The 21,736-nt window shown below is 37.5% G+C and carries 22 protein-coding genes and 1 pseudogene; 19 read left to right on the top strand and 4 right to left on the bottom strand.

Annotated features, from left to right (window positions below; all coding sequences use genetic code 11):
• Positions 1–10 precede the first annotated feature (10 nt).
• On the top strand, positions 11–112 hold the full coding sequence (locus ACQKNS_RS08955) for a hypothetical protein (RefSeq protein ID WP_427644135.1): 102 nt from the start codon (positions 11–13) through the stop codon (positions 110–112).
• A gap of 164 nt (positions 113–276) precedes the next feature.
• Here ACQKNS_RS08955 and ACQKNS_RS08960 read toward each other — a convergent pair whose 3' ends face one another.
• Positions 277–540, bottom strand: a complete 264-nt coding sequence (locus ACQKNS_RS08960; RefSeq protein ID WP_427642196.1) for a hydrolase — start codon at positions 538–540, stop codon at positions 277–279.
• 334 nt (positions 541–874) lie between these two features.
• Between ACQKNS_RS08960 and ACQKNS_RS08965 the strand changes: the two genes are divergently transcribed.
• The 8 genes and pseudogenes from ACQKNS_RS08965 to ACQKNS_RS09000 all read left to right on the top strand — a co-directional run bounded on the left by ACQKNS_RS08965 (position 875) and on the right by ACQKNS_RS09000 (position 8,696).
• The gene (locus tag ACQKNS_RS08965; protein ID WP_427642197.1) at positions 875–1,258 is read left to right on the top strand and encodes a YkvA family protein; all 384 of its coding nucleotides are present in this window, start codon (positions 875–877) and stop codon (positions 1,256–1,258) included.
• Positions 1,259–1,570: 312 nt separating this feature from the next.
• Positions 1,571–2,884: a haloacid dehalogenase-like hydrolase gene (locus ACQKNS_RS08970; RefSeq protein WP_427642198.1), complete on the top strand. Its 1,314-nt coding sequence runs from the start codon at positions 1,571–1,573 to the stop codon at positions 2,882–2,884.
• 384 nt (positions 2,885–3,268) lie between these two features.
• Positions 3,269–3,757, top strand: a pseudogene (locus ACQKNS_RS08975) (GNAT family N-acetyltransferase).
• Positions 3,758–4,012: 255 nt separating this feature from the next.
• Complete coding sequence (locus ACQKNS_RS08980) at positions 4,013–4,291, top strand: ArsR/SmtB family transcription factor (RefSeq protein ID WP_076370470.1); 279 nt, start codon at positions 4,013–4,015, stop codon at positions 4,289–4,291.
• A gap of 73 nt (positions 4,292–4,364) precedes the next feature.
• Positions 4,365–4,748, top strand: coding sequence for a VOC family protein (locus ACQKNS_RS08985; protein ID WP_427642199.1), 384 nt, complete (start codon positions 4,365–4,367; stop codon positions 4,746–4,748).
• A gap of 431 nt (positions 4,749–5,179) precedes the next feature.
• On the top strand, positions 5,180–6,442 hold the full coding sequence (locus tag ACQKNS_RS08990; protein ID WP_427642200.1) for a dicarboxylate/amino acid:cation symporter: 1,263 nt from the start codon (positions 5,180–5,182) through the stop codon (positions 6,440–6,442).
• Between the two features lie 630 nt (positions 6,443–7,072).
• Positions 7,073–7,777 (top strand): aspartate/glutamate racemase family protein, encoded by a 705-nt coding sequence (locus tag ACQKNS_RS08995; RefSeq protein ID WP_427642201.1) that lies wholly within the window; start codon positions 7,073–7,075, stop codon positions 7,775–7,777.
• Between the two features lie 43 nt (positions 7,778–7,820).
• Positions 7,821–8,696 carry a LysR family transcriptional regulator gene (locus tag ACQKNS_RS09000; protein ID WP_339200913.1) on the top strand — a complete coding sequence of 292 codons (876 nt, stop codon included), beginning with the start codon at positions 7,821–7,823 and terminating at the stop codon, positions 8,694–8,696.
• Positions 8,697–9,059: 363 nt separating this feature from the next.
• Here ACQKNS_RS09000 and ACQKNS_RS09005 read toward each other — a convergent pair whose 3' ends face one another.
• Positions 9,060–10,436 (bottom strand): sigma-54 interaction domain-containing protein, encoded by a 1,377-nt coding sequence (locus ACQKNS_RS09005; protein WP_427644137.1) that lies wholly within the window; start codon positions 10,434–10,436, stop codon positions 9,060–9,062.
• A gap of 347 nt (positions 10,437–10,783) precedes the next feature.
• Between ACQKNS_RS09005 and ACQKNS_RS09010 the strand changes: the two genes are divergently transcribed.
• The 5 genes from ACQKNS_RS09010 to brnQ all read left to right on the top strand — a co-directional run bounded on the left by ACQKNS_RS09010 (position 10,784) and on the right by brnQ (position 16,434).
• Complete coding sequence (locus ACQKNS_RS09010) at positions 10,784–11,791, top strand: proline racemase family protein (protein ID WP_427642202.1); 1,008 nt, start codon at positions 10,784–10,786, stop codon at positions 11,789–11,791.
• A gap of 55 nt (positions 11,792–11,846) precedes the next feature.
• Positions 11,847–13,406, top strand: a complete 1,560-nt coding sequence (gene pruA / locus ACQKNS_RS09015) for an L-glutamate gamma-semialdehyde dehydrogenase (RefSeq protein WP_427644139.1) — start codon at positions 11,847–11,849, stop codon at positions 13,404–13,406.
• A 216-nt stretch (positions 13,407–13,622) separates the two neighbouring features.
• Positions 13,623–13,778 (top strand): hypothetical protein, encoded by a 156-nt coding sequence (locus tag ACQKNS_RS09020; RefSeq protein ID WP_427642203.1) that lies wholly within the window; start codon positions 13,623–13,625, stop codon positions 13,776–13,778.
• 245 nt (positions 13,779–14,023) lie between these two features.
• On the top strand, positions 14,024–14,983 hold the full coding sequence (locus ACQKNS_RS09025; RefSeq protein ID WP_427644141.1) for a proline dehydrogenase family protein: 960 nt from the start codon (positions 14,024–14,026) through the stop codon (positions 14,981–14,983).
• An 89-nt stretch (positions 14,984–15,072) separates the two neighbouring features.
• Positions 15,073–16,434, top strand: coding sequence for a branched-chain amino acid transport system II carrier protein (gene brnQ, locus ACQKNS_RS09030; protein ID WP_427642204.1), 1,362 nt, complete (start codon positions 15,073–15,075; stop codon positions 16,432–16,434).
• A 166-nt stretch (positions 16,435–16,600) separates the two neighbouring features.
• Here the strand turns inward: brnQ and ACQKNS_RS09035 are convergent, their stop codons facing one another.
• The gene (locus ACQKNS_RS09035) at positions 16,601–17,596 is read right to left on the bottom strand and encodes a zinc-dependent alcohol dehydrogenase family protein (protein WP_427642205.1); all 996 of its coding nucleotides are present in this window, start codon (positions 17,594–17,596) and stop codon (positions 16,601–16,603) included.
• A gap of 193 nt (positions 17,597–17,789) precedes the next feature.
• Here ACQKNS_RS09035 and ACQKNS_RS09040 point away from each other — a divergent pair, with 193 nt between their 5' ends.
• Positions 17,790–18,158, top strand: a complete 369-nt coding sequence (locus ACQKNS_RS09040; RefSeq protein WP_427642206.1) for a winged helix-turn-helix transcriptional regulator — start codon at positions 17,790–17,792, stop codon at positions 18,156–18,158.
• A gap of 198 nt (positions 18,159–18,356) precedes the next feature.
• Positions 18,357–18,821, top strand: coding sequence for a hypothetical protein (locus ACQKNS_RS09045; RefSeq protein ID WP_427642207.1), 465 nt, complete (start codon positions 18,357–18,359; stop codon positions 18,819–18,821).
• 189 nt (positions 18,822–19,010) lie between these two features.
• Here ACQKNS_RS09045 and ACQKNS_RS09050 read toward each other — a convergent pair whose 3' ends face one another.
• On the bottom strand, positions 19,011–19,967 hold the full coding sequence (locus ACQKNS_RS09050) for a patatin-like phospholipase family protein (protein WP_427642209.1): 957 nt from the start codon (positions 19,965–19,967) through the stop codon (positions 19,011–19,013).
• A gap of 370 nt (positions 19,968–20,337) precedes the next feature.
• Between ACQKNS_RS09050 and ACQKNS_RS09055 the strand changes: the two genes are divergently transcribed.
• The 3 genes from ACQKNS_RS09055 to ACQKNS_RS09065 all read left to right on the top strand — a co-directional run bounded on the left by ACQKNS_RS09055 (position 20,338) and on the right by ACQKNS_RS09065 (position 21,582).
• On the top strand, positions 20,338–20,487 hold the full coding sequence (locus ACQKNS_RS09055) for a hypothetical protein (RefSeq protein WP_427642211.1): 150 nt from the start codon (positions 20,338–20,340) through the stop codon (positions 20,485–20,487).
• A 265-nt stretch (positions 20,488–20,752) separates the two neighbouring features.
• Complete coding sequence (locus tag ACQKNS_RS09060; RefSeq protein ID WP_427642213.1) at positions 20,753–20,968, top strand: DUF3923 family protein; 216 nt, start codon at positions 20,753–20,755, stop codon at positions 20,966–20,968.
• A gap of 236 nt (positions 20,969–21,204) precedes the next feature.
• Positions 21,205–21,582 (top strand): FAS1-like dehydratase domain-containing protein, encoded by a 378-nt coding sequence (locus tag ACQKNS_RS09065; RefSeq protein ID WP_427642214.1) that lies wholly within the window; start codon positions 21,205–21,207, stop codon positions 21,580–21,582.
• Positions 21,583–21,736 lie beyond the last annotated feature (154 nt).

The following is a 21,736-nucleotide window of genomic DNA, read 5'->3' on the forward strand; positions in this document are numbered from 1 at the left end:
AGGTGACATTTTGGCCACGGGGTCACCATCTGGCAGCTGCCCGATCAAGTCGGGGGATGAGGTCGTCGTTGAAGTCGAGAACATCGGTCGATTAACTAATGATGTTCAGTAAGATGCGCCAGCATTCTTAATAAACACGAATGATAAATAGTTAGCAAAGATCGGAGCTGTCTTTAAGGCAGCTCTTTTTCCTTGTGCATTGGGGCGGGTTAGTTCCATACGATGTCTTTAATAAAAGAAGATCCTTCAAAAAATGAAGGATCCCCCTAAATGTTATTACTCGATGCGAAGGGCTTGGATGTCTCGGCAGTCAACAAAAATGATAGTACCAGGTTCTTCCTCTTCATCTCTGAAGCGGGCACAACAAGTATTGTTGTCAAAGGCACGGAAGATCACATCTTCAAGAACTGTGCCTCCAGATAAAAAAACGTCTACTTCTGTACCAGGACGCAAACGGCGTAAAGTATTACAGACACATCCATTGCATCTGTTTCTACGAGATGAACTGGATTGACGAGACGATGAATTTCGACTTGTCATCATTACATCCCCCTTTCATTAGCTTGTCTTACTTTAATAACATATGAAAGGGAAAACAATCAGGAGTGGACAAAGTGATTGATTGTTTGGCACAATTTTGAATTAATTAGGCTTTTTTATGAGGGACAGATATGGTACACGACCATGAAAATCAAACAATGAGGAAAAATACCATATTAAATAAAAAGCAAGCTTCAATATCTTACATTAGCTTAAGGTCGAACTGTCTTTAAGGCAGTTTTTTAGTTATGCGACTATCGGGCAGGTTAGTGAATCTTAGTAAATTTATTTTGTTATAATGAAAAGAAAATCTTAACGCTTATTAGGAGATAAAATGTTCAAAAAAATTAAAACTTGGGCGAGGAATCTAAAACGACAGATCTTTATCCTTTACTTTGCTTGTAAAGATGAACGGGTGCCTTGGTATGCAAAAGTATTTACGGCTTGTGTTGTAGCTTATGCATTCAGTCCGATTGACCTAATACCTGATTTTATACCCATTCTTGGCTATTTAGACGATGTAATTCTCGTTCCGATAGGGGTAATGATTGCATTAAAGATGATACCAAAGAGCGTACTGACCAACTGTGAAGTTAAGGCAGAAGAAATGATGAAAAAGGGTAAGCCGAAAAATTGGATAGTCGGCTCAATAATAGTATTGATTTGGGGCTTGATTATAATATGGGCGATTATTAATATTTATCGCTTCATGAACTAACGGGGCAGGTTAGTTCAAAAAAAAAAAGTTGATTGTTTATTTTGTTGTCCGATGTTTGGAATTCCAGTACTTTACTAATGTAGCTCTTTTGTGATTTTTGAGCAAAACGGGCGCTTAATTAATAAGGATAACAGAAATCCTGTTTTAAAAAGTTACAATTGTTAAGAAAAGAACCACGAATAAAATTTTGACTATTTTGAAAATTCATGATAATATTTACGCATAAAAGAATCAATCGGCAATGGCGCCTGTTTCAATAGCTAATAACGAGCTATTGGGCAGGCGTCTTTTGCATTTTACAGGGGGGATAATATGAATAATAGAACCAAATTAAAAGCTTTATTTGGCATGATCGTTATTTGCTTGTTTTTGTATGCTTCCTTAGGAGCGGCTGCAAGCGGAAAAGCAGTTTCGACTCCGCAAAATAGGGAGGGCCATTGTATTCAAGTGTTGGATAAAGGGAAATGGGCTCCTGACACCTATAAGTCTGTTCAAAACCTAATTGATAAGCATGGTGCTGGAAGCACAGGATACGATCCAAATCGAAAACCTTATGTTGTTTTTGATTGGGATCATACGAGCATCATGAATGATACGGAGGAGGCCCTCTTTCTTTATCAAATTGATCACTTGGCATATAACATGCAACCGAAAGAGTTTTATGAAGTGATCAAAAAGAATGTGCCGAATGGACCCTTTTCAAACGAGTTTAAAAACCTTCAAGGAAATGCGGTCACTCTTAAGGAAATCGCCGAGGATCTGAAGCGCGATTATGAATTTCTTTATTCCAACTTTAATGGGATGAATGGAAAAGAGAGGTTAGAAACGCTTCATTCAACTGATCAATTTAAAGATTTTAAAGCGAAAATGTACTTTCTGTATGAAGCCATTGGGGAAACATACGGTGTTGAAATCGGATATCCATGGGTGCTTTATTTATTTTCCAACATGTCGACCGAAGAAGTCCAGAAGCTTGCAGAGGCTTCAAATGATTATAATTTAGGAGCGGAAATGGCATCGGTGACGCTTATAAGTCCTGGGTCAATGTTAGGAAAAGCCGGTACTGTTCAAGTTACCTATACAACAGGACTGCGTCTGGCCTCGGAAATCGCAAACTTAATGCATACTTTTATGGAGAATGGGATTGACGTTTTTGTTATTTCGGCTTCGATGGAAGAGGTGGTCGAGGTATTTTCGTCAAATCCAAAATACGGCTACAACGTTCCAAAGGAAAATGTCTTTGGGATGAGATTAAAAAAGAAGGAAGGAATTACTCAAGCAGAATATGAAGACAATTGGCCGATCACTGCTCGAGAAGGTAAGGTGGAAGTGATTGAACACGCAATCTCCAAATCGCGGGGCGGATACGGTCCGATATTCGTAGCGGGAGACAGCAGCACAGATTATGAAATGCTTACAATTAAGAGTTTGAAACTCGGTTTAATTATCAACCGCCTCAAAACAGGTGATATAGGCAAGCTTGCGAAAACAGCTGCAGAACGGATGGGCAAAAACAACCCGAAATATGTTCTCCAAGGAAGAAATGAGAATACAGGCTTATGGATACCGACTGAATACACGATCAAGCTTGGGTCAAATGAAGAAAAATTGTTGGCGAATCCATAAAAAGATTCGTCCAAGGGGATTCAATCACACTCGGAGTATAAAATAAAGATTGATGATGACATCTTAGACTCGCTTTTATACATTCAAGTTTCCAAAACATAACGAGTATCAGTGAAAAACATGCACCCTATTCCTATTAAGCCATTTTAAATGAAGATAAATCTTTTACTCAGTATTTTGGGTTTTATATATTAAGAATTAAATCAAATTCGATAGCAAACAAACATATTTATACAAACAAAACTGGATATTTATATTAATATTGTTGTGAAAATGTGAGAAATGTACTTAAACTAACGGGGCAGGATAGTTCATGAAGGGCAAATGAAAGTTTATGCCGAAATAATTTAAGAGATTTGATTAATTGTAAAAGAGGTATAACTAATGACTGTTTCATTAAATCAAATTCCCGCAGATGAAAGGCATATTCTTAAGAATTTATATTCCCTTTATTTACATGACCTTTCGGAGTATACCGATGGTTTAGACCTATCATCAGATGGTTCGTTTGAATTTGATTCATTTGAATTAATTTGGAAGAGGGAAGGGGTAACACCATATTTTTTGAAAAAAGATAAGGTAATTGTAGGGTTTTTATTACTCTTGTAAAGGCCGTTTTTAAATAAGGAATATGATTACAGCATTAATGATATTTTTATTTTGAAAAAATATAGAAGAAAGGGTATGGCCATTGCATTATTAAAGGTATTGTTTGAACAAAAAAAGGGTTGCTACTTTGTTGTTGAATTGGCCAAGAATATTCCTGCCGTTATATTTTGGAGAAAGACTTTTAAGGCGCTGAATATAGATTTTGAAGAAAAAAAGAAAAATATAGATGATGAAGAATGTTTGATGCAATCCTTTCGAATTTAAACCGGATTATTAACTACAAGGGTTGCTGCGGCAGCCTTTTTCTTATGGAATTAACCGGGCAGATGCTTATAAATTTAACTGGATGATCCAATGAGAATTATTGCACATTTTTGTTGAAATTATATTTCTATAATGGTTCAAACTACAAGTATGTGACTTTAACTTGTTAAGAAAGCAAAATACGGTTCTTTTATCATGCAACCATAAAGTTGCTTGTTCTTGACAAGCAACTTTATGGTTGCTTATACTCGATATATGAATTGGGACAAAGACGCTATATTCAAGGCACTTGGAGACTCGACTCGGCGGCTTATATTAGACGAACTATCCGAACGCAACGAACTGACGTTGTATGAACTTACGGTACGTCTCATTATGAAGCACGACATTTCCATTTCGCGACAAGCGATAGCTAAACATCTTTCTGTATTGGAAGATGCCGGGCTCGTAAAGTCAAAACGAAAGGGAAAGTATCGAGTAGTTATATTCAACAACGAACCACTCAAAAATTTGCTAAAGGGATGGATAGAGTAATTTTCCGCTTTGCTTGCAGCCAGATTGTCAGCACAGCACCATGCGTCACAAATATCAAAGGAGGCAAAACATTATGAAAATCATTGTTACCAGCATATTCGTATCAGACCAAGACAAGGCACTGGAGTTTTACTCAGAAAAGCTTGGATTTGTAAAAAAGCATGACGTTCCAATGGGGAAATTCAGGTGGATCACGCTTGTTTCTCCCGAGGATCATGAAGGTACCGAGCTTTTACTTGAACCGAATGAGCATCCTGCCGCACAGGAGTATCAAAAGAAGATATTTGCCGATGGCATCCCGGCAACAATGTTCGGCGTTGCAGATATTCATGAAGAGTACGAACGATTATTGGAAAACGGCGTGAAGTTTACTATGGAGCCGACAAAAATGGGCGAAGTCACAATAGCTGTCTTCGACGATACATGCGGTAATCTTATTCAGATAGCGCAGCAGTAACTTTATGAACCAGTTCTAAACGACATTAGTTTTAAGTTTGGTGATCAACAATTAAACAGCCTTATGTTAACCCTGTCCTAATTTTAGGACGGGGTTATACATGTTTCGGATATGGTTCCCATTCTGCAATGGAAGTGTACCATTGTGGGTCATCTAAACGAATGGGTACGTTAGCTGATTAAGGAACAAAAAAAGATGTAATCGGGATTAATAATTAATTCTTATAACTTTATAGTAATTCAGTATTTTACTGAATCACGAAAAGGTGATACAGTTTTTGGTATATTTACAAATATTTTTAAATGGGGGGTGTCGATGGAAATGTAGAATCAATTTTTAACTCATTTCATAGTCAAATGAGAATGGAATGATCAAATTATTGACATATTGTGTGATGAGGCTATTAATCTTTCGTTCAGGGAGGACAACATATGAAAAAGTTTTTTGCTTTTCAAGTATTAATAGCACTGTTTATTGGAGCACTTATCGGACATTTTTTTCCTGTATTTGGCCAATCCTTAAGGCCAATTGGCGACGCTTTTATTCATCTTATTAAAATGATTGTTGTGCCTATTGTTTTCACCACTATCGTCATTGGGTCAGCAGGCGACGGAAACATGAAAAAAATGGGTTCATTAGGACTTAAAACAATTATTTGGTTTGAATTTATTACCACTCTGATCCTCGGTTTAGGTCTTATACTTGTTAATATTTTAAAGCCTGGTGCCGGGCTTAATCTGTCCCACCTTGCTCAAAAGGATATCACACAATTAAATGAAAGCGTTACCAAGGTTGTCGATTTCAAGACGATGCTTGTTAACATCATTCCAAGCAACATTGTTGATGCGATGGCAAAAAGTGATTTATTAGCTGTTATATTCTTCGCTATTTTATTTGGTGCAGCTGCTGGAGCAATTGGCAAAAAGTCAGAGCCGGCAATGAAGTTCATGGAATCAGTTGCAAATATCATGTTTAAACTGACACAAATGGTCATGGTAACGGCACCGATTGGTGTACTCGCTCTCATGGCAGCCTCTGTAGGTCAGTATGGCATTGCCCTTTTGATCCCTATGACAAAGTTGATTGGGGTTGTGTATCTTGGGCTTGCTATCGTTATTTTCGTCCTATTCCCAATAATCGGTTGGTTCTTGAAGATTTCTTACTTTAAAGTGTTTCGCATGGTATGGGATTTGTTCCTTATCGCTTTTTCTACAACAAGTACGGAAACCATTCTGCCTCAGTTAATGGAACGAATGGAAGCATACGGTTGTTCGAAACGCGTTGTTTCATTCGTTATTCCTTCCGGGCTATCACTGAATTGTGATGGTTCGACATTGTACCTTTCAGTTTGCTCCATTTTCTTGGCACAAGCATATGGCATCCCGATGGATTTTGGCCAACAGCTGATTGTAATGGGGGTTCTTGTTGCAACCTCAAAAGGAATTGCCGCTGTTCCTTCCGGTTCGCTAGTTGTCCTTTTAGCAACCGCCTCAGCAGTAGGGCTTCCTGCAGAAGGCGTCGCAATTATTGCAGGAATTGACCGTGTGCTGGATATGGCACGCACTGCTTGTAATACTCCTGGACATGTTCTTGCTTGTATTGTGGTTTCGAAGTGGGAAAAAGAGTTCCGTCAGGGAGAATGGAAAGCTCAAACCGAACAGTCAAGCATTCGGCAGGTGCCGCCAACATTTTGATGAAACGTTAAGCAGCATCATTGCATCAGAAGAATGGGGGAAAGTTATTCCCGCCCCATTGTTGAACGTCATGAAGATGTGGCATGAATAGTCATCTTGAAGACTTTTTTGATTTTGTATAGACATGGAATGAGACATTCACTAGCGGGTACTTTTAGCTTAAAATCGGAACTGCCTTAAAGGCAGTTCTTTCTTTATGGAAGGCTCTTTTCGTAAAGATTGTTGTTTTTAAAACGAAACGATTTAAGGTTGATTGGAGCGCAAGTGCGAGACTCCTGCGGGAGCAGCGTGACAGGTGAGACCCCACAGGCGTTTACGCCGAGGAGGCTCACCGCCCGCACCGCGGAAAACGAGCATCTGGATGGGAAATCAACCACACCGCTTTACTTGGTAAATAGCAACAAAGTATGCGAAAACAGCCTTATGGAATTAAAAGGGGCAGGATCGTGCAAGTGCAGGGATCAGTTCGGATGGACTTGAGGAGAAATGTCATCATTAGTAAAGTTCAATTCATTGTTTCTATTAGTGTATAGATTCTTTCTATAATTCATCACTTCGTATAAAAATTATAATAAAGTGAAGTACTTAAAAAACTATATTATAAAATTAAAAATAAAAGTGGTGAAGAATATGCAAAAAGTAGTTGGGATTATTGGGGGAATGGGACCATTAGCAACTGTTGATTTAATGAATAAAATAATTTCTTATACACCTGCAAAGAAAGACCAGGATCATATCCATATTATCGCGGACAATTATTCACAAATACCTGATCGAACAACAGCTATTTTGGGAAAGGGTGCAGATCCTACTCCTTTTATTGTACAATCGGCACAAAGGCTAGAAAATGCTGGTGCGGATTTTCTGGCAGTGGCTTGCAATACTGCTCACTTTTACTTTAAATCCATAAAGGAATCCGTTAGTATCCCGGTTCTACATATGCCTTTAGAAACCGCTCGCTTTTTAAATGTAAATAATATGAGGAGAGTAGGTTTGTTGGCTACTGATGGAACAATCAGTACAAAACTGTATCAACAAAGTTGTCAATTGTACGATATTAATGCCATTGAGCCTGATAGGCAAATGCAAAAAGAAGTGATGGAAGGAATATATGCGATTAAAGGGAATGATTTGGAGAAGGGGCTTTTTTACCTTTCAAGAGTAGCTGATAAATTAATGAAAAGAGGGGCAGAAGCTATAATAGCAGGTTGTACAGAAATCCCTCTTGTACTTAAATCATCCCAAAATATTTGTATGATTGACCCAACCGAAATTTTAGCCAAGACGGTTATTAAAACAGCTATTGAGACAGAATCAGCTAAAGCCATTGGGTGAATTAGATAGACGTAATGGTGAACTGAAATTAGGAGCAGTAAAAATGAATATTGAAAATATTGAAGCCTTCATTTATGTTTGTCAACTGGGTAGTTTCAATAAAGCAGCAGAGGCTCTTTATTTAACTCAACCTTCTGTTACAGCACGGATTCAATCCCTTGAACGTGAAATTAATTTAAAGCTTTTTCATCGCAACGGAAATAAAATTTCTTTAACTGAAAAGGGAGAATATTTCTTTCCGCACGCACAAAAAATTCTTCAATCTTATCAGGAAGCAAAGTACGGATTACAACAAGTAACTGTACCTTTTGAGCTGGTACTTGGGAGTGCTTTGTCCATTTCCAACAACATTCTCCCTGATATTTTGCCTGCTTTCAAATCTAAGTTCAAGGATGTTAGAATCAAAATAATAACAGGTCATTCTAAAGATATTTTACACAAGGTTCTTAATAAAGAGGTTGACTTTGGCATTATACGAACAGAAACCCACCCTCAAGTAGAATCAATTCGTCTTTATAATGATCCTATTAGCCTTGTTGTACCTTCCAATCATCCTTTTTTAAAAGAAGAAAGAATAACGGTAGAAGATGTAAGTAAACAGCCTCTTATCTTTTTTGATTATGGATCCATCGATTGGCTCATCATTCATCGTCTATTTCAAAGCAATGGTGTAAATCCGAATATATATGTAGAAGTTGACAATATGGAAACGGCTAAAAATTTAGTATTGCAAGGCCTAGGCATTAGCTTTTTACCTGAGCATTGTGTAAGGAAGGAAATAGAAAATGAAGAGTTATTTAGAGTAGAAATGACTCCTCCCGTGAAAACGAATATTAGTATAGACTTTATCTATTTAAAAGGTAAAACCAAATCTGTTTTTATGGATTTTTTAAAGAATAAAATGTTTGAAAAACAATAGACGAATGATGTGCAATCATTGGCAGGAGGGGGCGGAGTTGGTTGATAGAAGGTCCTTCGTCACATAATTTTAATGATGTGCTAATGGTTTCTGTACTTCAATAAGGGAGTTGCTTTGGCAGCTCTTTTTCTTATGGAGCTAACGGGGCAGTTTACCTCAATAACTACAAACGAAAAATTTGAATACGATAAGTAGCATTGTTCTTTTGATTGCATAATAAAGAGCACCCCATAGGATGCCCTAATAATACAAATTATTTTTATCCTTCAACTTTATTTTGCTTTTCCATTTTCTATTGCAGAACGATGGGTAGCATTCGCTAAATTCAGCAAGTGTAATATGGTTTCCAGGACGAAATTAATGTTAAAGTCCATACTTCGTTATCTTTTTGTATAGAGTAACTCTTGAAAATCCTAATTCCTTAGCTGCCAGTGTCTTATTGCCGTGCGTCTTTTCTAATGCATGTTTTATTCGTTCTTTTTCTATTAAGCTTATCTCATCTTGAAAGGTGATATTATCATTTTCAAACGTTATTTTTTTTGCCCTTTGTGGAAGGATATTCAATATATCACTGGCTTGTAATACGGCGTCATCAGTCATGACCACAAGTCTTTCTACAAAATTTCTTAATTCTCTTATGTTACCGGGCCAGTGATATGAGGAAAATAACTCCATGATATCATTGGATAGGAATTGTATTTCTTTTTGATATTTTATAGAGAATTCTTCTATAAATAAATTTACCAGCTCCGGAACATCTTCTAATCTCTCTCGAAGCGAAGGAATATGAAGGGGAACCACATTTAGACGATAATATAAGTCTTCCCTGAACTCCCCTTTTTCCACCATTTCCTCTAGCATGCTGTTTGTAGCTGCTATTACCCTTATGTCCACTTTGATTGCTTTTGTGCCGCCTATTCTATATATTTCTCCTTCTTGAAGCGTTCTTAAGAATTTAACCTGGATATCTAAAGGCATTGTTCCTAATTCATCTAAAAATAGTGTACCGCCATTTGCTTCTTCTAATTTTCCCGCTTTCCCACCCTTTTCAGCTCCTGTAAACGAACCTTTTTCATAGCCGAAGAATTCGCTTTCAAATAAAGGGGAAGGGATTGCACCACAATTAATAGGAACAAATGGCTTTCTTTTTCTAGAACTTGACTCATGAATGGCCTGTGCAAAAAGTTCCTTTCCTACACCGCTTTCTCCTAATATCAGCACTGTTGCGTCCGTTGTTGCCACTTTAATAGCGGAGGCCTTTATCTGATTAATCATTTTGCTGCTGCCTTTTATGCTGGAGAAAGGTAAGTTTTTAGCCTGATTAATGATTTGCTGTTTTAAATCTTGTAGCTTTGAGTTTGTAACGGAAAGCTTATCATTTAGTTTTACGGTAGCTGTAATATCACGATCTACCGATATGGCGCCAATCAGGTTGCCGCCATGGTCAAAAACAGGAGAAGAACTGATCGAAATATGCTTATCAGGCCGAGGTTGATGATAAACGTCAAATATCGGCTGTTTACTTTTTAATATTTCGTACAATTTAATATCCTTCATTTGAAAATAGTTCTCTATGTTTTTCCCTATTATTTCATTTGATTTAATTTGATAAGTATTTTCTGCTGCTTCATTCCAGTAAACAACCCGCCCCGTTTTATCCACAGCCGTGACTGCATCTTTACTGGTTTTTAAAATAGCTTCTAAATAAAAAAGGATATTATCTCTACTAAAATCCGCTATATTGATCTGCCTCCCTTTACAGCTCTTTTGTGTAAGTTTACAGGGTTTACAATATGTAAATAATATTTACACTTTTTATAATATTTTAAAAATGAAGTCCATTCAATATGTATATGTAGAGATTGATTTTTTTTATTTATTATTACGTATTAATCTTGCCATTGTACCATCCCTTTAACCCAGCTCTATCAGTTCAAAATAAGAAACATATACGGTATATAAAAGAGGATGAATTATATTTAATTATGTTTTTTTAATCGCTGTAATGCTGAAAAAATTTTTTGGCATGCAAATTGCAATATGTCTAGTAGAACGCAAATTTTTGTGAAAAAAGAGAAGGTGTAGTGATGATCAATTTTTCTAAGTTTATAGAAACAATCGATACCCACACAATGGGTCAGCCAACAAGAATCATTGTAAGTGGGGTTCCAAAAATTTCAGGAGATACAATGATAGAAAAAAAAAATAATCTTAAAAAAGAAATACCTTGGCTAAGAAATTTATTAATGAACGAACCACGCGGTCATCAGGATATGTTCGGGGCCATTCTTTGTGAACCTTCTCAGGAAGGCTGTGATGCGGGCATAATATTTATGGACAGCGGTGATTACCTTAATATGTGCGGTCATGGCACAATCGGCACCATTACTGCAGGTATACAGTTTGGCTTGTTACCTCAAAAGGAATTGTTTTTTCTTGATACACCGTCAGGCAAGGTAGAATGTACAGTTAAATATAAAGATCAGAAAGTTAGTCAAGTGTCGTTCCGGAATGTGCCATCTTTTGTTCTTGAAAAAGATATGAATATTTCGATTGAAGGCTATGGAACGATCAAATTAGATATTGCTTTTGGCGGCAGTATATTTGCTATTGTAGACGCGTCACAATTTAATTTGGAATTGAAAACAAGCGAAACGCTTGTCTTATCCAAACTTGGTATGAAAATAAAACAAATACTTAATGAGCAATTTTATTTTGAGCATCCTCAAAACCCCAATATTTGCACGGTGGACCTTATAGAATTCAGCTTAAAAAAGGAGAAGAATCATTATCGTAATGTTGTTGTTTTTGGCAACGGACAAATTGACCGTTCTCCATGCGGCACAGGTACTTCAGCGAAATTAGCCACCCTGGATCTTCAAGTTGGTGAAAGTATTATTCAAGAAAGTATCATCGATTCCAGATTTACAGGTAAAGTAGTTGGGAAAACGACAGTATCGGGTTTCGATGCTATTATTCCTGAGATTACAGGGGCAGCCTGGGTTACCGGATTACATCGATTTGCTTTAGAAGAAACCGATCCATATCAACAAGGCTTTACCTTGAATCAACAGTTTGTATTGGAAAATGCCTAATGCAACAGGAAGATGTTTACGAACTTATTATCTATAAAGGAGAAACTACATGACTATGAATACTACATTAAAAGAAAAATATAAGCACGAGCCATTCACTGATTTTACGATTGAAGAAAATAAAAATGCATTCAATAAAGCATTGAAAGTTGTTCAAACAGAGATGGGGAAAGGCTACCCCTTAATTATCGGGGGCGAGTCGATTACAACAGATGAACAAATCATTTCGATTAACCCAGCGAATAAGGAAGAAGTAATTGGAAGTGTTTCCAAAGCAAATAAAGAGTTGGCTGAAAAGGCGATGCAAGCTGCTCTAATTGCTTTCGATACTTGGAAAAAAGAAGACCCTGAAGTACGGGCGAATATTTTATTTTGTGCAGCAGAGCTTCTCCGCGAAAGAAAACATGAATTTTCTGCTTATCTAGTAAAGGAAGCCGGAAAGCCATGGAAAGAAGCAGATGCAGACACGGCAGAAGCGATTGATTTTCTGATTTTTTATGGACACCAAATGATGCAATTAAAAGGGGGGGCTCCTGTACAAAGTAGAGAAGGAGAAGCAAATGCTTTTAATTATATTCCACTTGGTGTAGGGATCATCATTTCGCCATTTAACTTTCCGTTGGCGATTATGGCTGGAACTGCGGCGGCAGCAATCGTAGCAGGAAATACGATTCTTTTAAAACCATCGAATAATACACCTGTAATAGCAGCAAAATTTGTGGAACTATTAAAAGAAGCTGGTCTTCCTGAAGGAGTAATCAATTACATTCCAGGAAGTGGTGCAGAAGTAGGTGATTACCTTGTTGATCATCCTAAAACCCGCTTTGTATCTTTCACTGGTTCACGTGAGGTTGGCTGCCGTATTTATGAACGTGCAGCAAAAGTGCAGCCAGGCCAAATCTGGTTGAAGCGTGTGATAGCTGAAATGGGTGGAAAAGATACTGTTGTAGTGGATAAAGATGCTGATTTAGATTTAGCAGCATCCTCGATTGTGTACTCAGCATTTGGATTCTCGGGGCAAAAATGTTCGGCTGGTTCACGTGCAGTTGTACACCAAGATGTCTATGACGAAGTTTTAGAAAAAGCAGCTGCTTTAACAAACACGTTATCTATCGGTAATCCAGAAGACATGAATAACTACATGGGGCCAGTTATTGATCAAGCTTCTTTTAACAAGATTACAAAATATATAGAAATTGGAAAAGATGAAGGCAAGTTGATAACCGGCGGTGAAGGGGACGATTCTAAAGGCTACTTTATTCAGCCGACTATTTTTGCTGATGTGGATGAAAAAGCACGCATTATGCAGGAAGAAATTTTTGGTCCTGTTTTGGCTTTCTGTAAAGCCCGCGATTTTGATCACATGATGGAAATAGCGAACAATACGGAGTATGGGCTAACTGGAGCGTTACTCTCAAATAACCCTGATCATATTAAGCGTGCAAAAGAAGAATTTCATGTAGGAAATCTTTATTTTAACCGTGGCTGCACAGGAGCGATTGTTGGCTACCAGCCATTTGGTGGTTTTAACATGTCAGGAACAGATTCCAAGGCAGGTGGACCTGACTATCTTATTTTACACATGCAGGCAAAAACGATTAGTGAAACAATTTAAGAAAAGAGGCAGCTTTTATGCTGTCTTTTATAGGGATAGCACCGTTTCGAAAAATTCTATCTCTAAGCCTCTCAAAATAATGATCTAAATAAAGCGCTAAAAAATGGGGTCTTCGCTTAGTAATTTATCAGTAAAGATGACGCAGCTTGGTTAGATACAAAGTTTAATGGCTTTATTATTTACGAGGATAAGATGATTTGAATTGGAGGAATTTTAATGTGGATTATCACTATCCATTCCAATAAAAATGTCAAAATGTTTGAATTTGAAACAGAACAAGAAGCAAAATCAACTTTTGAAAAGGTACGGGGCTGTAAATTCCTTACTGAAGTCATTTACTTTAACGATTATCAGTTAGCTAAATCTTTATAATGGCCAGACAACAATTTTGTGTGAAGCACTGCATGTGGCTGTCCGAAACCAATATGGTACCTCAATGCAAAACGCTGGCCGAAATCTCTCTTCTGTGAATTGTATACATATAAGAGGTAAAAGTGTTTTATGTTTGTTTTTAAGTTAAATTCCGGAATTAACGCTAAATATAACTGAATTGGTGAAAAGTCCAGTTCAAAATGATGGAGGTCACTATTTTGACAATAACAAAAGATTTTTTTATTATGCTTTCACAAAATAAGATGCTTAATAGCGGTGCAAAACGATGGGGGCTTAAACTTGGTGCCCAGTCTGTCGTAGCAGGAACGAATATCGAAGAAATGGTGAAGAGTGTTAAAGAATTGAATGCAAATGGCATTTCTGCAACAATCGATAACCTTGGTGAGTTTGTATTTGAAAAGAAAGAAGCCATACAGGCGAAAAAAAACATTCTTGCCGTTATTGAAGCAATTTATCAGCATCAATTAGATGCCCATATTTCCTTAAAGCCTACTCAACTGGGCCAGGATATTGATTATAATTTCTGCCTTGAAAATCTATCGGAAATTGTTGAAAACGCGTACAAATATAATGTATTTATTAATTTTGATATGGAAGATCATGGTCATCTTCAGTCATCATTTGATTTAATTGATGAACTTTCCAAAGACTATGATAATATTGGAACGGTTATTCAGGCTTATTTTTATAATGCGAAAGATATGATTACAAAATATAAAAATTACCGGTTAAGAATCGTAAAAGGCGCTTATAAAGAGTCTGAAAATGTCGCATATCAAGACAAAAAAGATATTGACCAAAATTTCATTGAGTTGATCGAGTACCATCTCCTTCACGGTAAATTTACGTCCATTGCTACACATGATCACCAAGTCATTAATCATGTGAAAAAGTTCGCGAAAAAGAACAACATACCGGCAGAGAAATATGAATTCCAAATGCTATACGGATTCAGAAAGGATATGCAGTTGAGTTTAGCCAAGGAAGGATACAATTTTTGTACGTATGTTCCATTTGGAGTGGACTGGTATGGATACTTTATGCGCCGTTTGGCGGAGCGTCCCCAAAACCTTAACTTAGTAGCTAAACAGACATTCAACAAAAAAACGAATACCCTGATCGGGATCGGGGCGGGTGCCTTTCTATTAGGAAGGTTAAGCAAGAAGAAACCAACGAAAGTATAAAGAAAAATGTAACGATTATTCCCTATGAAAAGTGGGAATGGCTCTTTCAGTCTTTCCCGCTGTATTCATAACAATAAGGAGGAATAACAATGGATAAAAAGGTTCCCTTTTCGCAAGTGTTGTCTATTGGGTTAATGCTCTTTGCCATGTTTTTAGGAGCAGGGAATGTTATATTTGCCCCAATGCTGGGCCAGCAAGCCGGAACGAATACCTGGCTTGCCATGGGAGGATTTTTAATAACAGGTGTTGGACTGGTTTTATTAGCTATTGTGGCTCTAACCCGTGGTGGAGGCACTGTAGAAAAGCTCGCAGGAAGGGTTCATCCTCGCTTTGCAACTATTTTTTCAATGTTACTTTTTTTAACGTTGGGACCTATTTACGTTATTCCTAGGACAACCTCTGTTGTTTATGAAATCGGTTTAAATCCCTTAATTCAAAGTGCAGCAAATGAAAGGCTGTATCTGCTTGTATTTTCAGTGTTATTTATTTTATTGACGATCCTACTATCCTGGGATACAAAAAAGTTGGTAGATAACCTGGGGAAGATTATTACCCCCATCTTTTCAATATTGCTGGCAGTATTGATTATAAAATCATTTATAACACCTATGGGCAAAATAGGGGCTCCTGGAGAGGAATACTTAGATGGTGTATTCTTAAAAGGGTTTACGCAAGGCTACTATACAATGGATGTACTAGCTGCTTTTATATTTGGCGGCATTTTCATTAAGTCAATTAGTTCGTTAGGATTAAAATCTGAAAAAGAAGTTTCCAAGCTATTTATCAAAGCAGGGATTATAACAATTATTGGGTTAATTGCTTTACAGGTTTCAATGGCTTGGATAGGTGCTTCCAGTGTAGATGCAATTGGGTTAAAGGAAAACGGAGGAGAAGTTTTAGCCGAGAGTGCTATTGCTCTGTTTGGGAATTATGGAATTTATATCATTGGAACAATTATTTTCCTCACGGGAATTACAACAAATGTGGCATGTCTGGCAGCCGTTTCTGAATACTTTGAACGAATTGCTCCGTCTGTTAGCTATAAAAAATGGATTATAGCTTTTTCTATCATAGGAACAATTATTACAAACTTTGGATTGAATACTGTATTAACACTTGCTTCTCCAATATTGCTACTGCTTTATCCATTGGCAATTGCTCTAATCGCTTTAATATTTACCAATAACTTGTTTAAAGGATATCAGTCTGTGTATGTGAGTACAGTAGCAGGAGTAGGGATGGTTGCTCTGCTTGATGCTTTAAAAGAAGCGCATATCTTAACAAATGAAATCAATAGGATGTTTGGATTCATTCCACTATTCGAGCATGGAGTTGGATGGATAAGTACAGGAGTAGCGGGCTTTTTGATTGGGCTAATAATCGCAAAAACTAAAAAAGAATCCAGCGTAATTGTTGATATAGCTGGACAAGCAACTGATAAAGTTTCGTAATAATCAACCAGTTGAATATGATTTTGGAATGAAGAAAAGAGGATGCAACCGGAAATAGCTAAAATAAAAGCAGGCGGTACAGTGAGAATCTTATGGGGATTTTCGCCGTGCCGCCTATTTTTAAATGAACATGAAGTTGTTGACGCATTTCAATGGTTTTATGATATTACCAATTATTTTTCAGAACTATTTTTCCTATCGCCTTGCCTGACTCCATGTACTCATGTGCCTTTGAAACATCATCAAACGTAAAAATGTTTGGATCCACTAGCGGACGCAGCTGCTCTTCTTCAACCAGCCGGGAAACCTTCTTCAAAATTTCTCCATGATGCTTATGCATGTCCTTGTTTAATATCTTCAATAGCATAAAGGTAACATGCAGAGAAAGTCCCTTTGAATGCACTGGGGAGAGGTCATGGGTCGAACGGGTAGCGATGGCTGCCACCGTTCCATGTACAGCGGCCGCTTCAAAGGAGCGATCAAGGTTTTCTCCTCCTACCGTATCAAACACAACGTCAAATCCTTTTCCGTCTGTATGTTTCTGTACATAGTCGTGAACGCCTTCTTCTCGATAATTAATCGTTACATCTGCACCAAGGCGCGTGCCAATCTCCAGCTTCTCTTGCGAAGAGGCGGTTGCATAGACTGTCGCGCCCCCCCATTTCGCCAGTTGAATGGCAATGTGTCCTACACCGCCGGTCGCTGCATGGATCAGTATATTCTGTCCAGGGAGAAGATTTGCCCGATTGAATAATGCTTCCCATGCGGTAATGGAAACCAATGGTAAAGCAGCTGCTTCTTCCATCGTCAAATTTTTCGGCTTGTGGGCAAGTAAATCGACATCCGCTAGCATAAACTCTGCAAGTGCACCGCCAGTTCCCTTAAAACCACCCGCGCATCCAAACACTTCATCGCCAACTTTAAACTCAGTTACTCCTTCACCTACTGCAGAGACAAAACCTGCAACGTCCCCATGTAATACCGCCGGAAACTCGGGGGAAACGGCTGGAACTGCACCAGCACGGACTTTCGTATCAATGGGGTTTACACTTGTAGCCTTGACTTGAATAAGTACATGTCCAGGTTTTAGTTCAGGTTTTGAAATCTCTTTAAATTGAAATACGGAGGGTCCTCCAAAAGATTGAATAATTTGTGCTTTCACTTTAGTCACTCCCGCTTATTTTTTTGGAAAATGTCTCATCACCTATTATGAAAAGAAAGAATATTTAGTCTTCTCTTGCAAAACCAATGATACTTTATATAATATAAAATGAAAAGTACGCACATTTTTGTTGGATAGGATAAAAAGTGTAATATAGTATACAATTTGATACTTAAAAGATTGGGGTGTCAATATGAAGGACTTTAAAACGGAAAAGTGCCCTGATACCACTGCTTGTCCTGTTGCATTTACAGTAGATGTGATAGGGGGCAAATGGAAAGGGATCATATTATATAACTTAATTTCCGGCCCTAAACGTTTTAACGAGTTAGGGAGGCTTATGCCCTATACCACAAAACGCATGATAACGTTACAACTCCGGGAATTGGAGCAGGATGGTATTGTACATCGTGAAATTTATCGGGAGATTCCTCCAAAAGTTGAATATTCTCTTACTCCCTTTGGGGAAACATTAAAACCTATTATTAACCTAATGCGAGATTGGGGAGATATGTACGGAAATGCAGTATTAATGAAGCGAAAGATCTCAGAACATATGTAGCATCAATTGGGGGTCCGCCGATAAAACCAAAAAGTTGGCTGCAGAAGCTTAAAGGGAGTTGTTTTGGCAACTCTTCTTTTTTATGCAGCCAACGGGGCAGGATAGCAGAATGAAAAATTTCCCAATAGCATCCCAAAAATACCTTTAAATGGTAAAATTAAAAAAAGGATTCAATTTGACCATTGAGGAGGAGTTAAGTTGAAAAAAATACTCTCCGTATTATTTATAATAATGGTTTTAACAGCTTGTGGTTCGAACACGGCTAACAAAGATAATAATCCGAAAACCATTAACAATGATTATAAATTCATAGGAGAAAGCGAACATTGGAAAGCCGAATACTCTTATAAAGGAACCGAATTATGGGATGAAGACGACGGTAAAACAGCTTATTCTAACAAAGATAGCTATGAACTTGTATTAAAATATAAGGGGTCTTTGGAAGAGCTGTCTTTCATGAAAAAACTTGAATACACTTATGAAACCATCTCTGGAAGCGGGAATAAAACAGAGACATACACTGATCCACCTAGTGAAAAAGTATTTACAACTAGTGGAAGTTCAGAAGGCGGATCAAAAGTAAGTAAAGATGAAATTATAAAAATAACTGTAAAATGGGATGACTTTTATGAGTCATTTGAACTGCATAATAAAGTTAAGTGATTTTTTTGAGCCTTTACTTCAAAAAGGGAGGTTGCTGCGGCAACCTTTTTCTTTATGGAACTATCGGGGCAGGTTAGTTGAAGAAGAACTGAATAAATAGAAACAGCCAGGTTCTGGCTGTTTTTTTATAAAACATCCAAATGCTTGCAATAATAACAAAAATTCAATCAGGTTCATGGGATAAATTTATTAATTCCAGTTTTTCTCTATAAATTGAACGGCAGGTTGTAAATTTGTTTTGTTAGCAATTGAAATGACAATGGGAACCGAAGAAGGATCCGTTTTGGATAAATTAGGGATCCGAGGATTTAACCGAAAAAAACGATTTCCTAAAAGCTCGGAACTGACCATGGATTCATAGTAACCGGATCCACTAGAGATTATCTGAAGAAATGGCAGTAAGGGTTCATTTGGCGATCGGTCCAAAAGAACTCCCCAATTTGGGGGGAGGTTCTTCATATTTTCGGGGCGGATGTTATCTGCACTCACCATCCCCCACCCCTTGGTATCTCTTCTTAATCGAGTCGGCTCTTCCCCTGTTCCAATGGATAATACCGCAATTTGATCCAACGGCTGTTTGGCTTTCCCCACGGCAAACGCGATACTGGCTGTACTGGGGTTAGTTGCTACTGTATACCCATCCACGTAGTTTTGATAGGCTCGTTGCGTCGCGGGAGCACCGCTGCTCCGTAGTATTACATCACTCGCTTTCTCATTTAAATAGGGAGAGTCGGGAAAGTTGTGGAATAACACCGGTGTCCAACGATTCAGCTCTGGTGAGAATAAGTGAAATGCAGGGACAACAATTCGTCTTTTTAAGTCTTTGAGGAGAAGATCTGGTGGGAAAAATGTTCGTACCGCTTTAATGAAACCGGAATATGGTAACTGTTGGTTAAAAACAGGTCCCCCTGGTCGGGAAACGCTGAATGCCGGCAGGATTTTATCCTTAAAAAACTGGAATGTCTCCTTCGGCGATCTTCCACTTGCTAACGCAAGGGCAGTGAATGAACCGATTGAATTTCCCGAAAAAACATTGGTTCGACTAATTAATTTTGGGTTTTGCCGAGCCAATCTGTTCAAAAGTTGTAAACTTAAAGCACCTAAGGTGCCGCCGCCATCGAAGGTCATGATTCGATATTTTGTCAAAACTGATTTCTCCTTTCTAATCTGTTCAAAAGTATCATTCAGTATATGTTTATTTTTCAGGAGCCGGATTATGTAGCTAAACATCCAAGGGAAGACTCCATCGAGTATATAAAAAATAAGGAGACTACGTTTGAATGGGATGGCTTTGATGAGTCATTTGAACTGTATAATAAAGTTAAGTGATTTTGTTGTACTAAAGGGTTCTTTACTTGAAAAGAAGTTTGCTGCGGCGGCTGTTTCTTTATGTAACTATCGGGGCAGATTGGTTTAAGAAGCATAGTTTATTCGAACTGTGGAACATAATCATTTAAAAATTACTTTGGAATATTTTTTGATCTACTACGAATCCTAATTTTAGGAGGCGATAAAAATGAAAAAACAAGAAAAATCAAAAAATCTCGGCCAAAAAGCCGATTCAATGAATGCTTTGGATCAGGGGTTAAACTTGTTTCCACAAATAATTAATAACGCCACTGGTATTGACAAGGGGAACGACGGTAAAATAAATAAAAATGATTAAATTGAACGCCTTTTTGGCGTTTTTCTATCTTTTCTAATGATTTTCTCCATCCTACTCGCTCCTTCACTTGTCTACTTAACAATAAGTCTTATAGAACTAACGGGTGCGTTAGCTGAAGATCGGAGCTGTCTTTAAGGCAGCTTTTTTTATGAAACTACCGGGGCAGGTTAGCTTAATAAAGATACCTGATTTTTGAAACTTTTACCTTATTTTTCCGTACTGCTATATGTATAGTATTTACTAGTGGAGGAAAGGAGGTAGAAGGATGAAGCTTTGGTGGGTTGCAAATGTTTTATGGTTAGTGATTTTTTCCATACTTGCTATCGTTATTGGAACAAGACAAGTAGACGGAGCAGGGGCTGTTCAAACTCCTGAAATCAGAATTATTACATTTATAATTTTAGGTGTTGCATTTGTGTTTATCCTTATAATACAACTAATCTGGTTTTATTTTGTTCATAAAAGAATACGACTGTCATAGACGTCCTTTCTTTATCCTAATGAATAAACATAGTTGAAACCCAATAGTTTGTGAGTGAATGTACTTAAACTATCGGGTGCGTTAGATGAAGATTGGAGCTGTCTTTAAGGCAGCTTTTTCTTATGGAACTAACGGGGCAGTTTAGTGGAAGAAGGATTCCTTGAATATTTGTGGAATATATTACCTTAAATAATAATATTTACATTGTTAATAACCAGACAGTGGGGGAGATTAATATGTCATTTAAAGTAGGAGACATAATTACGTTTGAACGAACTTTTACAGTAAGAGATGTTGAATTATTTACTGAGATTTCAGGTGATGAAGGGATTCATCATATAACCCCAGATGAACAAGGAAGACTTGTCATTCAAGGGTTATTAACGGCAACTCTGCCAACAAAAGTAGCTGGAGATAATAACGTACTGGCTCGTAGTACGAGTTTTGAGTTTTTAAGACCTGTTTTTACGGGAGATACAATAGTTTGTAAAGTTAAAATTGAGAAATACGAAAGGCAAGAAAATAATAGGACAGCTTTTGTAGCATCCTTTTTATGTAAAAATCAGAATGAAAAAGAAGTATTGAAAGGAGACGTATCAGGCATAATTCTTTAAACTTTCTTAAACTACTGGAGCAATATTGAAAACTCAAGACTGTCATTTGACGGTCTTTTTTTATGCAACAAACAGGGGGAGGATTTCTGTAATGAATGAGTTTCTTATTCAATAAGCAAAATTATCTTTGTGAAAGAATGTACTTAAACTAATA

The organism is Peribacillus sp. NPDC094092, assembly GCF_050279365.1.
GTDB lineage: Bacteria > Bacillota > Bacilli > Bacillales > DSM-1321 > Peribacillus.